The organism is Methylobacterium sp. 275MFSha3.1 (assembly GCF_900108435.1).
In the GTDB taxonomy this organism is placed as follows: domain Bacteria; phylum Pseudomonadota; class Alphaproteobacteria; order Rhizobiales; family Beijerinckiaceae; genus Methylobacterium.
In genome coordinates, this window is record NZ_FNWP01000009.1 from 255,564 (window position 1) to 269,723 (window position 14,160).

Annotated in this window: 13 protein-coding genes; 8 read left to right on the top strand and 5 right to left on the bottom strand. The window is 70.9% G+C overall.

Annotated features, from left to right (window positions below):
* Positions 1-111 precede the first annotated feature (111 nt).
* Together BLW78_RS13345 and BLW78_RS13350 are read left to right on the top strand one after the other, a co-directional pair.
* Positions 112-2,409 (top strand): FdhF/YdeP family oxidoreductase, encoded by a 2,298-nt coding sequence (locus BLW78_RS13345; protein WP_091680157.1) that lies wholly within the window; start codon positions 112-114, stop codon positions 2,407-2,409.
* Entirely contained in the window at positions 2,406-2,702 is a 297-nt protein-coding gene (locus tag BLW78_RS13350) for a hypothetical protein (RefSeq protein ID WP_091680158.1), read from the top strand. Before BLW78_RS13345 ends, BLW78_RS13350 begins: the two co-directional genes overlap by 4 nt.
* A gap of 78 nt (positions 2,703-2,780) precedes the next feature.
* Here the strand turns inward: BLW78_RS13350 and BLW78_RS13355 are convergent, their stop codons facing one another.
* On the bottom strand, positions 2,781-3,674 hold the full coding sequence (locus BLW78_RS13355; protein WP_091680160.1) for an HpcH/HpaI aldolase/citrate lyase family protein: 894 nt from the start codon (positions 3,672-3,674) through the stop codon (positions 2,781-2,783).
* Positions 3,675-3,889: 215 nt separating this feature from the next.
* Here BLW78_RS13355 and BLW78_RS13360 point away from each other — a divergent pair, with 215 nt between their 5' ends.
* Positions 3,890-4,231 (top strand): YMGG-like glycine zipper-containing protein, encoded by a 342-nt coding sequence (locus tag BLW78_RS13360; protein WP_091680162.1) that lies wholly within the window; start codon positions 3,890-3,892, stop codon positions 4,229-4,231.
* A 29-nt stretch (positions 4,232-4,260) separates the two neighbouring features.
* Here BLW78_RS13360 and BLW78_RS13365 read toward each other — a convergent pair whose 3' ends face one another.
* The gene (locus BLW78_RS13365) at positions 4,261-5,625 is read right to left on the bottom strand and encodes an MATE family efflux transporter (protein WP_091680163.1); all 1,365 of its coding nucleotides are present in this window, start codon (positions 5,623-5,625) and stop codon (positions 4,261-4,263) included.
* Between the two features lie 142 nt (positions 5,626-5,767).
* Positions 5,768-6,121 (bottom strand): DUF6460 domain-containing protein, encoded by a 354-nt coding sequence (locus BLW78_RS13370; RefSeq protein ID WP_020093561.1) that lies wholly within the window; start codon positions 6,119-6,121, stop codon positions 5,768-5,770.
* A 276-nt stretch (positions 6,122-6,397) separates the two neighbouring features.
* Between BLW78_RS13370 and BLW78_RS13375 the strand changes: the two genes are divergently transcribed.
* Genes BLW78_RS13375 through pdeM form a run of 3 tightly spaced genes read left to right on the top strand, consistent with a single transcriptional unit; the run spans position 6,398 to position 10,703 of the window.
* The gene (locus BLW78_RS13375; RefSeq protein WP_091680189.1) at positions 6,398-7,354 is read left to right on the top strand and encodes an alpha/beta hydrolase; all 957 of its coding nucleotides are present in this window, start codon (positions 6,398-6,400) and stop codon (positions 7,352-7,354) included.
* Entirely contained in the window at positions 7,351-9,948 is a 2,598-nt protein-coding gene (locus tag BLW78_RS13380) for a ligase-associated DNA damage response DEXH box helicase (RefSeq protein WP_091680191.1), read from the top strand. Before BLW78_RS13375 ends, BLW78_RS13380 begins: the two co-directional genes overlap by 4 nt.
* Positions 9,949-9,989: 41 nt before the next feature.
* Positions 9,990-10,703 (top strand): ligase-associated DNA damage response endonuclease PdeM, encoded by a 714-nt coding sequence (gene pdeM, locus BLW78_RS13385; protein WP_091680165.1) that lies wholly within the window; start codon positions 9,990-9,992, stop codon positions 10,701-10,703.
* 9 nt (positions 10,704-10,712) lie between these two features.
* On the opposite strand, the gene BLW78_RS13390 is transcribed toward pdeM, so the two are convergent.
* Positions 10,713-12,173 carry a methyl-accepting chemotaxis protein gene (locus BLW78_RS13390; RefSeq protein ID WP_091680166.1) on the bottom strand — a complete coding sequence of 487 codons (1,461 nt, stop codon included), beginning with the start codon at positions 12,171-12,173 and terminating at the stop codon, positions 10,713-10,715.
* A 208-nt stretch (positions 12,174-12,381) separates the two neighbouring features.
* The gene (locus tag BLW78_RS13395; protein WP_091680168.1) at positions 12,382-13,368 is read right to left on the bottom strand and encodes a CorA family divalent cation transporter; all 987 of its coding nucleotides are present in this window, start codon (positions 13,366-13,368) and stop codon (positions 12,382-12,384) included.
* A gap of 211 nt (positions 13,369-13,579) precedes the next feature.
* Here BLW78_RS13395 and groES point away from each other — a divergent pair, with 211 nt between their 5' ends.
* A complete protein-coding gene (gene groES / locus BLW78_RS13400; protein WP_020093567.1) occupies positions 13,580-13,870 on the top strand; it encodes a co-chaperone GroES in 291 nt (96 codons plus the stop codon).
* Positions 13,871-13,941: 71 nt separating this feature from the next.
* On the top strand, positions 13,942-14,160 hold a 219-nt coding region (locus tag BLW78_RS13405), incomplete at its 3' end, for a TCP-1/cpn60 chaperonin family protein (RefSeq protein WP_280142462.1).

Sequence of the window (14,160 nt, forward strand, 5' to 3'; positions counted from 1 at the left end):
CCTGTGCCCCGTGCATGAGGGGCCTGCGCCGGCACGCCATTGTGAGGGCGTCGGAGAGGCGCTTATCTCGCGGTTGCGAGACACATCGCGTCAGCCAATCCAGGACGGTTCATGGCCCAGTCTGAAGGGTCCACCAAGCGCTCCTCCGCCGCTGGCGGCTGGGGTGCTCTGAAGAGCTGCGGCAAGCACCTGCTCGGCAGCCGCGCACCCCTCACCGGCGCCCGCGCGCTGCTGAAGGCGAACCAGCCCGACGGGTTCGACTGCCCCGGCTGCGCCTGGGGCGACCCGGAGCATGGCTCGTCCTTCGAGTTCTGCGAGAACGGCGTGAAGGCGGTCTCCTGGGAGGCGACCGACAAGCGCACGAAGCCGTCCTTCTTCGCCAAGCACACCCTGACCGAGCTGCGCACCTGGAGCGACTACGCCCTGGAGGGCCAGGGCCGCCTGACGCACCCGATGCGCTACGACGCTGCGAGCGACCGCTACCTGCCGGTGAGCTGGGCCGAGGCCTTCGCGGAGATCGGCGCGACCCTGCGCGGGCTCGACCATCCGGACCAGGCCGAGTTCTACACCTCGGGCCGCGCCTCCAACGAGGCGGCGTACCTGTACCAGCTCTTCGCCCGCGCCTTCGGGACCAACAACTTCCCCGACTGCTCGAACATGTGCCACGAGGCGAGCGGCGTCGCGCTGATCGACGCCATCGGCATCGGCAAGGGCACGGTCCTGCTGGAGGATTTCGAGAAGGCGGACGCGATCTTCTGCGTCGGCCAGAATCCCGGCACCAACCACCCGCGCATGCTCGGCGACCTGCGCCGGGCGGCCGAGCGCGGCGCCAAGGTCGTGGTGCTGAACCCGGTCCGGGAGCGCGGCCTGGAGCGTTTCGCCGACCCCCAGAACACCGTCGAGATGCTGCGCGGCGCCAGCCGCCCCATCGCCAGCCACTACCTGCAGCCGCGCTCGGGCGGCGACATGGCGGCCTTCCGGGGCATCGCCAAGGTCGTGTTCGCCCGCGACGCCGAGGCGCTGGCGGCCGGCCGGCCCTCGCTCCTCGACCGCGCCTTCCTCGAGCACCACACCGCCGGGCTCGAGGCCTACCGCGCCGCCGTCGAGGCGACGTCCTGGGACGCGATCCTCGACCAGTCGGGCCTGACCGTGGACGAGATCACCGCGATGGCGGACGTCTATCTGGGCGCCCAGCGGGTCATCGCGACCTGGGCCATGGGCGTGACCCAGCACCGCCACTCGGTGGCGACGATCCGGGAGATCGCCAACCTGCTGTTCCTGCGCGGCCATATCGGCCGGGCCGGCGCGGGCCTCTGCCCGGTGCGCGGCCACTCGAACGTGCAGGGCGACCGCACGGTCGGCATCAACGAGCGCCCGTCCGCAGCCTTCCTGGATTCCCTGGAGCAGCATTTCGGCCTCGCCATGCCGCGCCGGCACGGCCACAACGTCCTGGCGGCGATCCGGGCCATGCGCGACGGCACCGCGAAGGCCTTCATCGGGCTCGGCGGCAACTTCCTGCGGGCGACGCCCGACACGCCGGTCGTGGCGCAGGCGCTGGCCTCGTGCCGGCTCACCGTGCACATCGCCACCAAGCTCAACCACGCCCACCTCGTGCCGGGCGCGGTCGGCTACCTGCTGCCCTGCCTGGGCCGCACCGAGATCGACCGGGGCGCCGAGGGCAAGATCCAGATCGTGACCGTCGAGGATTCGATGAGCATGGTCCACGGGTCGGGCGGCATCAACAAGCCGGCCTCGAAGGAGCTCCGCTCCGAGATCGCCATCATCGCCGGCATGGCGCAGGCGACCGTCGGCTCCGCCGCCATCGACTGGGCCGGCTTCGCCGCGGATTACGACCGGATCCGCGAGGCGATCGCCGCCACGATCCCGGGCTTCACCGGCTACAACACCCGGGTGCGCAAGCCGCGCGGCTTCATGCTGCGCAACCTCGCCGCCGAGCGGGTGTTCGAGACCGCCACCGGCCGGGCCACCTTCTCGGCCGACGCCCTGCCGGCCGAGACCGAGCACCAGGCCGCGCGAAAGACCCGCGACACGTTCGTGCTGCAGACCTTCCGCAGCCACGACCAGTACAACACGACGATCTACGGCCTGGATGACCGCTACCGCGGCGTCTACGGCGAGCGCCGCGTGATCTTCGCCCACCCGGACGACCTCGCGGAGATCCGCGACCGGCTCGGCGACCGGGTCGACGTCGTCGGCACGCACGACGACGGCGTCACCCGCCGCGCGGAGGATTTCCGCCTCGTGCCCTTCGACATGCCGCGGGGCGCGCTGGCCGGCTACTATCCGGAGCTGAACGTGCTCGTGCCGCTCTCGACCTACGGCGAGAAGAGCGACACGCCGACCTCCAAGTCGGTGCTGGTCACCCTGCAGGCGCGCGCGGCCGCGTGAGCGCGGAGCCCGACGAGGCGGCGTTCGTCGCCGCCCTCGACCGGGCTTCGGCCGCCCGCCCGGATCTCGACCCGCTGGCGGCGGGCCTCCTGGCGGCGCTCGACCTCGGTCTGCCGGGCGACAGCCGCGCCTTCGCCCGCACCTTCGGGGTGGAGCACGCCCTGGTGCTGCGCGCCCTCTCGGGCCTGGACGAGGCGGGCCTCGTCGCCGTCACGGCCCGCGACGGGCGCACCCAGCGGACGCGCTACACGACCGCCGATTCAGGGCCGTCGGTGCCGTCATCACGCGCGTAGCGAAGTGACCCAGGGACCGCGACAGACTCGGGCGTGGCGCTGCCCTGGATCGCTTCGCTCCGGCGAGGACGGACGCGCTCAGAACCCCTTCGCCTTGATCGCCTCGGCCCAGGTGACCGCCCGCCGGTTCACGCCGAGATGCTGCCGCTCGTAGAGCCGGCCCTCCAGCTTGATCGCGCCGCGCTTGGCGTATTCCGGGCGCTCGAACGCCTCGATCACCAGCTTGGCGCGGCGCACCTCCTCCTCGGTCGGAGCGAAGGACGTATTGGCCGGCTCCAGCTGCGTCGGGTGGATCAGGGTCTTGCCGTCGAAGCCCAGGTCCCGGGCTTGCCGGCACTCGTCGCGGCAGCCCTCTGTGTCGGCGATGTCGTTGTAGACGCCGTCGAGGATCGCGAGCCCCTCCGCCCGCGCGGCGGCCAGCGCCATCATCATCCAGGGCAGCATCGGCACGCGGCCGGGGACGATCTTGGCCCAGGTGTCCTTGGCGAGGTCGTTGGTGCCGAGCACGAGGCAGGTCAGCCGGTTGCGCGGGTCGCGCTTCGCCCGGGCGATCTCCTGGATGTTGAGGATCGAGGCCGGGGTCTCGATCATCGCCCAGATCGCGATGCCGTCCGGCGCGTCGAGGGATTCGAGCCGGTCGGCGATGCTCTCCAGCACGGCGGGGGACGAGACCTTCGGCATCAGGATCGCGTCGGGATTGGCCTCGATGGCGGCGTGGAGATCCGCCTCGCCCCACGGGGTCTGCGGGGCGTTGACCCGGATGACCAGTTCGCGGCTGCCGTAGGCGCCGCTCTTCACCGCGGCGCAGACCTGATCGCGGGCGAGCTCCTTCTCCTCCGGGCCGACGGCGTCCTCGAGGTCGAGGATGATGCTGTCCACCGGCAGGGACTTGGCCTTGTCGAGCGCCCGCTGGTTCGAGCCGGGCATGTAGAGCACGCTGCGGCGCAGGCGCAGATCGGTGGTCGTGGCCATCGGCTTCTCCCTCCTGGGCCGTCGCGCGGCCTCCCGTCGTTGCGCTGCACCCTAAAGCACGAACCCGGCCGCGCCACACCCTAAAGGTCGGGGCGGGTGAGTCCCCGCGCGGTTTGATACCGCGCCGTCTCTCCGCAGATCGAAGCCGCGGTTTGGTCATGTTCCGCCGCTTAAAGGCCGGACGAAACCAATTCTCGAAGTCCGGAATCTCTACGATGCGCAAAGTCTTGGTCACCCTCGCCTTGCTCGGAACATTGGCGGCACCTGAGGCGGCCCGGGCCCAGAGCCGGACCACCCTCGGCGTCGGCTCCGGCGCGGTCGCGGGGGCGCTGGTCGGCGGCCCGATCGGCGCCGTCGCGGGGGCCGTGGTCGGCGGCTTCGTGGGGAACTCGTCGGAGCGCGGGCGCCGGCACGTCCGCCGGGGACGCCGCTACGGCTACGCGGCCCCGCGCCGGTCCTACCCGCGGCGGGCGGAGGCGGCCGTGCCGCGCACCACCGGCTCCGTGGCCCGCGCCGCGCCAGCGGCCCAGCCCACCACCTGGAAAGACCCGCGCTAGCACGCCTCGAGGTTGCGCGCGGCTGCCGCCTAGGCCGCGGTTCCGAGGGCGGCCGCGGCCGGCGTCCGGAACGTGTCCCGGGCGAGGCGCGGGAAGGCGATCGCCTGCCCGACGCCCCGGGCGCCCAGGAAGCTCACGAAGGCGAGCCACAGCCCGGTATTGCCGAAGCCCAGGCTCTCGACGAGCGCGAGGATCGCGCAGTAGGCGGCGAGCGCGCACACCATCAGGTTGCGCATCGCCCGCGTCCAGGTCGCGCCGATATAGATCCCGTCATACGCGAAGGGCGCCGCGGCGGCGAGCGGCGCCAGGGCGGCGAGGACGAGGTAGGACCGGGCCGCCTCGCGGACCGGGCCGTTCGTGGTCACGGCATCGATGAAGGCCGGGCCGCCCGCCAGCGACACAAGACTGACCGCGAGGCCGAAGCCGAGGCACCAGCGCAGGCTCAGTGTGGCGGCCGCGTCGAACGCCTCCCGGTCCCGGGCGCCGACGGCCTGGCCGCACAGGGTCTCGGCCGCCGTGGCGAAGCCGTCGAGGAAGAAACCGCCGATCAGGAAGAGATTCCACAGGACCGAGTTCGCGGCCAGGACCACGTCGCCCTGCCGGGCGCCCAGCGCCGAGAACAGCACGATGCCGGTGATCAGCGCGAGCGTCCGCAGGATGACGTCGCCGTTGACGCTGAGCGTCCGGCGGAGCGCCGCGGCGTCGCGGAGGTCGCGCAGCGGCACCCGGAAGGGCCGGGAGCCGAGCCGCGCCAGGAGAATCAGCCCGAGGCCGAGCCCGAGCGCCTCGGCGCCGAGGGTCGCCAGCGCCGCGCCGGCGAGGCCCAGGCCGAATCCCAGGACCAGAATGAGCGTCAGCGCGACGTTGGTCAGGTTGATGGCGATCTGCAGCAGCAGGCCGAGATCGGTGCGCCCGCGCCCCAGGACCGAGCCGAGCACGCCGTAGCTCGCCAGCACGAAGGGCGCGGACAGGATGCGGATGTGGAAGTAGGTCGCGAGACCGGCGATGACCGCCGCGCTCGCCCCGCTGATCGCGAAGGCGAGCTGCGCGAGGGGACCCTGCAGGACCACCAGGACGAGCCCGATCAGCGCGCCCGCCGCCAGCGCCCGCGCCAGGATGCGGTCGACCTCGGCGTCGTCGCGTCCGCCGACCGCCTGCGCGGTCAGGCCGGCGGTCGCCATGCGGAGCGCCCCGAACGACCAGAAGATCGCGTCGAAGATCACCGCGCCGAGGGCGATGGCGCCGAGCAGCGCCGCGTCGCCGAGCCGCCCGATCACCGCCGCGCCGACGAAGCCGAGCATCGGCGTCGTGACGTTGGCGATCGTCATGGGCAGCGCCAGGGCCAGGACGCGGCGGTTCGTCGGGCGGGCCGAGCTGGCGACGGTGTGCATCATGCCGCACGCTAAGAAGCCGCGCCCTCCGCGCAAAGCGGGGTGATCGCATCGGCGGGTTGCGATAGCGGGCGGCCGATCTACCCGAACCCCCGGCGCGCCGGGCCGTCGGGGCGCGACCGGGCCGGATCGGCCGCGGACCCTGTCAGCGGGAGACGGCGAACAGGCGCGCGATCAGCCAGAGCGGCACGACCACGATCGCCCCGGCGACGATCCAGCCGCCGAAATCGTGGAGCGACGCCAGCCCGACCTCCACCAGCGCCCGCGCCGAATCGTAGACGTGCCAGAACAGCCGCCCCGGCGTCAGGCCGAGCATCGACATGAAGGCGCCGACCAGCACCGACAGGAACAGGAGCCGCAGGAACACGCCGGCCGGCGAGCCGCCGAGGAACCGCCGCAGCGCTGAGGGGCGCGACCGGTAGCTGTCCGCGCCGTAGGGGGCGTTCGGCGGGGCGCCCTGCTGATAGCCTTGCCGGCGCCGGTCGTGATCGACGAGCATTGCGTCCTCGTGAAGCCTCAGGGCCCTCGGATCGGCGACGAAGCGGGCGGAACCGTGACCGGCACACCACACCGCGTCGAAACCCGAGCGCGGATCAGGCGTTGGCGGGTTTCTCGCGCGCCGTGCAGATGGCAAGCGGCGTCGCGCGCGCCAAGATGCCGGACGGGGCGGACTACGCTGCGGGACTCTCGCGGCGCGGCCTCGGCCAAAGGGAGAACTCCCGGGAATCGGGAATTGGTGTGAGAGGCTCTGAGTGCCGACGGGACCATACGCACGATGATCGACCACGCCCTGTTCGACCCGGCGACGATCGATCCCGAGACGCTCCGGCTCAATGCCGAGATCGTCGCGGCGCACGCCGCGCTGCCCGATCCCTGGTCGCTGCCGATCGCCGAGGTGCGCGAGCGGCGCCGTCTCGGCACCAAGGCGGCGCCCGCCATGCCGCACAGCGCCCGGGCGGAGTGGCTGACGATCGACGGGCCCGGCGGCCCGCTCAAGCTCCGCGTCGTCCGGCCCAAGCCCGGCACGAAGCTGCGCGGCGCCTACCTGCACATCCACCGCGGCGGCTGGGTCTGGGGCTCCGCCGATGAGCAGGATCCCTGGCTGGAGCGCATCGCCGACACCTGCGGCTTCGTCGCCCTGTCGGTCGAGTACCGCCTCGCCCCCGAGCACCCGTATCCGGCGGCGCTGCTCGACTGCGAAGCGGCGGCCCTGTGGCTGGCCGGTCCGGGCAAGACCGAGTTCGGCATCCACGCGCTGACCATCGGCGGCGAGTCGGTGGGGGCGCATCTCGCCGTGATGGTGCTGCTGCGGCTGCGCGACAAGCACAACCTGCCCCGGGCCTTCCGGGGCGCCAACCTCAACGCCGGCTTCTTCGACCTCGGTCTCACACCGTCGGTGCGGAACTGGGGCGAGGAGCGGCTGGTCGTGAACACCCGCGATCTGACCAAGTTCGCCGACGGCTACGTCCGCGAGGGCATCGACCGGCGCCGGCCGGACGTGTCGCCGATCTACGCCGACCTGAAGGGTCTGCCGCCGGCCCTGTTCACCATCGGCACCGCCGATCCGCTCCTCGACGACACGCTGTACATGTCGGCGCGCTGGGCGGCGGCGGGCAATGGCGGCCACACGGCGATCTATCCCGGCGGCTGCCACGTCTTCGCCCGCTACCCGAGCCCGATGAGCGAGCGGGCGCTGGAACTGATCGACCGCTTCCTGATGGCGCTCGCCTGAGCGACCCGTCCGAGATCCTGCCGGAGCGGTTCCGCGCCTGGTTCGCCGGGCGGGGCTGGACGCCGCGGTCGCACCAGCTCGACCTCCTGCGGATCGCCGGCGCGGGCCGCTCGGCGCTACTGGTGGCGCCGACCGGGGCCGGCAAGACGCTGGCCGGCTTCCTGCCGAGCCTCGTCGCCCTCGCCGAGCGCGGCCCCCAGCGGAAGGCGGCGTGTCTCCACACTCTCTACGTGTCACCCCTCAAGGCGCTGGCGGTGGACATCGCCCGCAACCTCGACGCGCCGATCGCCGAGATGGCGCTGCCGGTGCGCGTCGAGACCCGCACCGGCGACACGCCGGCGCACAAGCGCACCCGCCAGATCAGCCGGCCGCCGGACATCCTGCTGACCACGCCCGAGCAGCTGGCTCTGCTGATCGCCCATCGCGAGGCGGCGGAGTTCTTCTCCGGACTGCGCTGCGTGGTGCTCGACGAGTTGCACGCGCTGGTGACGTCGAAGCGCGGCGACCTGCTGTCCCTGGCGCTTGCGCGGCTGCACAGGCTGAGCCCCGGCCTCGCGGCGATCGGACTCTCCGCCACGGTGCGAGAGCCGGACGAGCTGCGGAAATACCTGGTGCCGCAGGGGTTGCTTCCCCCTCCTCCCGCCGCGCGCGGCGACGGTGCGGCCGATCCCCACGCGTCTCCTCCCCCACCCCGGCCCTCTCCCGGACGGGACGGGGAGCCCGTCGCGCCGCCCATGGCCGATCTCGTCACCGTGGCGGGCGGGGCGAAGGCGGACCTGCGCATGCTCGACCTCGGCCGGGCGCTGCCGATCTCCGGCCACACCGCGTGGCACTCGATGCCGGCGATCTACGACCTCATCCGCGAGCACCGGACCACGCTGGTCTTCGTGAACACCCGCCTTCAGGCCGAGTACACGTTCCAGGAGCTGTGGCGGCTCAACGACGACGCCCTGCCGATCGCGATCCACCACGGCTCGCTCGACGCCCAGCAGCGCCGCCGGGTCGAGGCCGCCATGGCGGCGGGCCAGCTCCGGGCGATCGTCTGCACCGCCACCCTCGACCTCGGCATCGACTGGGGCGACGTCGACCTCGTGGTCAATGTCGGCGCGCCGAAGGGGGCGAGCCGCATCATGCAGCGGATCGGCCGGGCCAACCACCGCATGGACGAGCCCTCGAAGGCCTACCTCGTCCCCGGCAACCGCTTCGAGATGCTGGAGTGTCAGGCGGCCCTCGACGCCGTCGAGGAGGCCGCCCAGGACACGCCGGACGCCCGCCAGGGCGCCCTCGACGTCCTCGCCCAGCACGTCCTCGGCATGGCCTGCGCCGACGCCTTCGATCCGCTCCACCTCTACGACGAGATCGTCTCGGCCGCGCCCTACGCCGGGCTGACCTGGGAATCGTTCGAGCAGGTGGTCGACTACGTCGCCACCGGCGGCTACGCGCTGCGCGCCTACGAGCGCTTCGCCAAGATCCTGCGCGGTGCGGACGGGCTCTGGCGCGTGCGCGACGCCCGCACCGCCCAGGCCTACCGGATGAATGTCGGCACGATCGTCGAGGCGGCCCGGGTGAGGGTCCGCCTCGGCCGGACCCTGCGCGGCAAGCCCGGCACGGTGCTGCCGAAGACCGGCCGCGTGCTCGGGGAGATCGAGGACGAGTTCGCCGAGACGCTCACGGTCGGCGACACGTTCCTGTTCGCGGGCGAGACCCTGCGCTTCGAGGGGCTCGCCGAGGATGAGTGCCTCGTCACCCGCGCGCCGGCCGGCACCGACCCGGCGATCCCGTCCTACGCGGGCGCGAAGTTCCCGCTCTCGACTTTCCTGGCCGCCCGCGTGCGCGCGCTGATCGCCGACCCGTTCGAATGGGACCGCCTGCCCGAGCAGATCGGCGCGTACTTGCTGCAGCAGCGCCGCCGCTCCGTCCTGCCGGGCGAGCGCGACCTCCTCGTCGAGACCTTTCCGCGCGGCAAGCGCTACTACCTCACGGCCTTCCCGTTCGAGGGCCGCCTCGTCCACCAGACGCTCGGCATGCTGCTGACCCGGCGGCTGGAGCGTTCCGGCCTGCGCCCGCTCGGCTTCGCGGCCAACGATTACGGCATCGCCATCTGGTCGACCCGCGACGTCTCGGAGCGCGCCGCGATCGATCCGGACTTCATCGGCGACCTCTTCGCCGTCGACATGCTGGGCGACGATCTTGAGGCGTGGCTCGACGAATCGGCCATGATGAAGCGCACCTTCCGGCAATGCGCGGTGATCGCCGGGCTGATCGAGCGCCATCACCCGGGCCAGAAGAAATCCGGCCGGCAGGTCACGATCTCGACCGACCTGATCTACGACGTGCTGCGCAAGCACCAGCCCGACCACCTGCTGCTGCGGGCCGCGCGGCAGGATGCGGCAACCGGACTCCTCGACGTGAGGCGCCTCGGCATGATGCTAGAGCGCATCCAGGGGCGAATCATCCACAGGTCTCTCGACCGGGTCTCGCCGCTCTCCGTGTCCGTGATGCTCGAGATCGGGCGCGAGCGGGTCTACGGCGAGGGCGCCGACGAGATCCTGGCCGAGGCCGAGGCGGAGCTTCTCCAAGAGGCTCTGTCCTGACCGTCGATCCGCCCTCCCCCGACGACACCGAGGATGCGATCTTGGCGGCCGGCCTGAGACTCGAGAAGACTCCCAAGCACCCCACCCTGCAGCTCGCGGGCGAGACCCTGGTGCTGGACCTGTGCGGCGGCCTCTGGCTGCCGGAGCACCGGACGCTGATCGTGTCCGATCTCCACCTGGAGAAGGGCTCGTCCTACGCGGCCCGCTCCGGCCAGTTCCTGCCGCCCTACGACACCCGGGAGACGCTCGCCTGCCTGCACGAGGCAGTGGTGCGGCACGATCCGGCCCGGGTGGTGGCGCTGGGCGATTCCTTCCACGACGCCCGCGGTCCCGAGCGCATGGAGCCGGGCGACCGCGCCCTGGTGGCGGCCTTGCAGGAGGGCCGGGACTGGGTCTGGATCGCCGGCAACCACGACGCGGCCGTGAACGAGGGCGTCGGCGGCCGCTACGCGGACGCGCTGACGCTCGGCGGCCTCGTCCTGCGCCACGAACCGAGCCCGGAGCCCGTGCCCGGCGAGATCGCCGGCCACCTCCATCCCTGCGGGAAGGTGGCGATGCGCGGGCGGGCGGTGCGCCGCCGCTGCTTCGTCACGGACGGCACCCGCCTCGTCATGCCGGCCTTCGGCGCCTACGCCGGCGGCCTGAACGTCCGCGACCGGGCGATCGAGAGCCTGTTCCCCGACGGCTTCACCGCCCATCTCCTCGGGGACGGGCGGGTCTTCGCCATCGGCCGGGCGCAGCTCGCCCGGGACTGAGTCGCCCGATCAGGCCGTCTTCATGAACCGGATCACGCTCTCCGACAGGCTCGTCGAGTGGCCGGCGAGGCTCTCGGCAATGCCCTGGACCGTCTGGGCGAGCTGACCGGTTGCGTTGGCGGCCTCGGAGACGCCGCCGATATTGCCCGCCATCTCGTGGGTCGAGACCGCCTGCTCCTCGACGGCGCTCGCCATCGCCAGGGTGAGCTTGGACAGTTCGTCCACCGCGGCCGTGATCATCTCGATGGCGCCGACCGCCTCGCCGGTCGCGCTCTGGATCGCCGAGACCTGTTGCGTGATCTCGCCGGTCGCCTTGGCGGTCTGCTCGGCGAGCGCCTTCACCTCGGAGGCCACCACCGCGAAGCCGCGCCCGGCGGCGCCCGCGCGGGCCGCCTCGATGGTGGCGTTCAGCGCCAGCAGGTTGGTCTGGTCGGCGATCGACTTGATCATGCCCACCACCGCGTCGACCTTGCGGGCGTTCTCGGCGAGCTGGCGCATGGTCGCGTCGGTGGTCCCCGCCTGGGCGGCGATCTGCTGCGCGCGCTCCGAGACCCGCCCGACCTGGCCGGAGATCTCCTGGATCGCGCCGTTCATCTGCTCGGAGTTCGACGCGACCGACGACGCCTTGTGGCGCGCGGACTCGGCCGACTGCATCAGGCCCACGGCCGAGCTCTGCATTTCCTGGATGGCGGAGCCGACGGCCTCGACGACCCGCTTGACGTCGGTCTCCATGTTCACCTGCGCGGTGACCACCGCCCAAGTCAGCATCGGACCGAGGTACTGCCCCTTCTCGTCGTTCACGGCCGTGACCCGCAGGTTGAGGGTCTCGGGCCCGACCTTGATCTTGGTGCTGTGCGGCAGCCGGCTCGCGTCGGCCAGCATCGTGCGCTGGTGGCTGGGGTTCTTGTGGAAGATGTCGAACGAGCGGCCGAGCATGTCGTCGACCTTCACCGGCAGGTGCTGGTCGATCGTGCCGAGCGTCTTGCGCGACGTGGCGTTCATATAGTCGATCTTGAAGTTGTCCTTCAGATCGGCCGTCATGACCGCCACGGGAACGTTGTCGATCATCGTCAGGAGCCGGTTGATCTCCTTCTTCTTCGCCGAGATGTCCGCGGCGAACTTGACGACCTTGATCGGCTTGCCGCGCGCGTCGAGGACAGGATTGTACGTCGCCTCGAGCCAGACCGAGTCGCCCTCCTTGTCGAGGCGCAGGAACTCGCCCGTGACGTACTGGCCGTCCTTCAGCTTGCTCCAGAACGCCGCGTAGTCGGCGGACTCGGCGTAGCTCTTGTCGACGAAGATGCGGTGATGGCGGTTCTGGACGTCGCTGAGGCCGTATTTCATCAATCGCAGGAAGTTCTCGTTCGCGTGAAGGACCGTTCCGTCCATCGAGAACTCGATGATCGCCAGCGAGCGGTCGAGCGCGTCGATCTTGGCCTGGGCTTCATTGAAAACAGTGCGATTGAACATGGTACGGCTCGCGTTCCCCCGGCGTGGGGTGTAGCCTCACAGCGTTAATGAATCCCTTATTCTGGCATTCGTTCAGTTTAAGAGTTGCCTGACGGAAATCGAATGCTTGGAGCGCCGCGCCCTCTGTGCGTCCGTAGCCGGATCGACGCCATCGTCGAGATTGGATTCGAATGTAAACCCAGTCAGAGCAGAAACATGCTTGCGAATATCAGAACCAGCCGCGCATGCGAAAGTATACGATCGGCGCGACCGCGCTGATGAGGATCAGGCCGAGCGCGTAGGGATATCCGAGCGCCCAATCCAGCTCGGGCATGTGCTTGAAATTCATGCCGTAGATCGACGCGATCAGCGTCGGCGGGACGCCGACCACCGAGACGACGGTGAGGACGCGGAAGACGTTGTTCTGCTCGATGGTGATCAGGCCGAGGGCCGCGTCGAGCAGGAACTGCACGTTCTCGGCGAGCCGCGTCTCGAACTCGTCGAGGGATTCGATGTCCCGCTTGATCGTCTCGAAGCGCGCATCCTCCGGCAGGCCGAGGCTGTCGCAGGCCGCGGCGACGAAGGGGATGATCCGTTCGAGCCCGAGCAGGCTCGACCGGATCTTGCCCAGAACCTTCCCGCGGTTGCTGATGCCGCGCAGGATCCGGCGCAGGGCGAGGTCGCGGCGCCGGGGCGGCGGGCTCTCCAGGCGCCGCCGCTCGGCACCGCGGACGTCGAAGTCGAAGATGCGGGTCGAGAGCGTGTCGAGCTCGGAGCCCATATCCTCGAGGGCGTCGGCGAGGCTGTCGACCAGTTCCTCCAGCACGACGAGGAAGATCTCGCTCGGCGTCGTGCTGCCGTCGCCGTCGGCGATACGCTTCGCGGACGCCTCGAAGGCGCGCAGGTCGTGGAAGCGGATCGTGACGAGGTGATCCTTGGTCAGCAGGAAGCCCAGCGGCTTCAGCTGCGACGCGCTCTGCTCGAACGTGATCATCGGGGTCGAGAGCGAGAGGCCGCCCTTCACCCGGCGCAGGCGGCTCGACGTCTCGACCTCCGAGAGCGCCGCCCGCGACGGCACCCGCAGTCCGGTCGCGGCCTCGACCGCCGCAGCCTCCTCCGGCGTGGGGTCGTTCAGGTCGAGCCACACGGTGTCGCGCGCGATCGGGCCGCCGGGTCGCAGCGCCACCGGGCCTTCGGGTCCGTGCAGGCTCAGCATGAGAGCGCGTTATCCATGAGGGGGAACGGGGCCGCCGGCGCGTCATCGCACCGTCGCGCGGGGGTGCGACAGCCTTGACTCGGAACCCGCCCGCGCCTATCTCGCGGCCGTCTTTGGCACTCGCCGAGACAGAGTGCTAACAGTCGAGTTTGCGAGCGGTCCCGCCGGCCGCATCAACGCCAACTCAAGACCTGAAGCAAGAGGGCAGCTCATGAAGTTCCGTCCGCTGCACGACCGCGTGGTCGTCCGTCGCATCGAAGGCGAAGAGAAGACCAAGGGCGGCATCATCATCCCGGACACCGCCAAGGAGAAGCCGCAGGAGGGCGAGGTCGTCGCCGTCGGTCCCGGCGCCCGCGACGAGGCCGGCCGCGTCAACGCGCTCGACGTGAAGGCTGGCGACCGCGTCCTGTTCGGCAAGTGGTCCGGCACCGAGGTCAAGATCGACGGTCAGGACCTCCTGATCATGAAGGAATCCGACATCATGGGCGTCGTCGCCGCCTGATCGGGTCACCCGCCATCGCCCTTTGAGGCCGTCCCGGCCTTGGGGTTCAACAATTAGCTAAGAGGCACACAATGGCAGCGAAAGACGTTCGTTTCTCCGCCGACGCCCGCGATAAGATGCTGCGCGGCGTCGACATCCTCGCCGACGCGGTGAAGGTGACGCTCGGCCCGAAGGGCCGCAACGTCGTGATCGAGAAGAGCTTCGGCGCCCCGCGCATCACCAAGGACGGTGTGACGGTCGCCAAGGAGATCGAGCTCGCCGACAAGTTCGAGAACATGGGCGCCCAGATG

Bases quoted from the DNA above. Each gene is read 5' to 3' on its own strand.
- BLW78_RS13375 (WP_091680189.1), top strand. From the start codon at position 6,398: ATGATCGACCACGCCCTGTTCGACCCGGCGACGATCGATCCCGAGACG.
- BLW78_RS13345 (WP_091680157.1), top strand. From the start codon at position 112: ATGGCCCAGTCTGAAGGGTCCACCAAGCGCTCCTCCGCCGCTGGCGGC.
- BLW78_RS13360 (WP_091680162.1), top strand. From the start codon at position 3,890: ATGCGCAAAGTCTTGGTCACCCTCGCCTTGCTCGGAACATTGGCGGCA.
- groES (WP_020093567.1), top strand. From the start codon at position 13,580: ATGAAGTTCCGTCCGCTGCACGACCGCGTGGTCGTCCGTCGCATCGAA.
- BLW78_RS13365 (WP_091680163.1), bottom strand. From the start codon at position 5,625: ATGATGCACACCGTCGCCAGCTCGGCCCGCCCGACGAACCGCCGCGTC.
- BLW78_RS13390 (WP_091680166.1), bottom strand. From the start codon at position 12,173: ATGTTCAATCGCACTGTTTTCAATGAAGCCCAGGCCAAGATCGACGCG.
- BLW78_RS13395 (WP_091680168.1), bottom strand. From the start codon at position 13,368: ATGCTGAGCCTGCACGGACCCGAAGGCCCGGTGGCGCTGCGACCCGGC.
- BLW78_RS13370 (WP_020093561.1), bottom strand. From the start codon at position 6,121: ATGCTCGTCGATCACGACCGGCGCCGGCAAGGCTATCAGCAGGGCGCC.
- BLW78_RS13355 (WP_091680160.1), bottom strand. From the start codon at position 3,674: ATGGCCACGACCACCGATCTGCGCCTGCGCCGCAGCGTGCTCTACATG.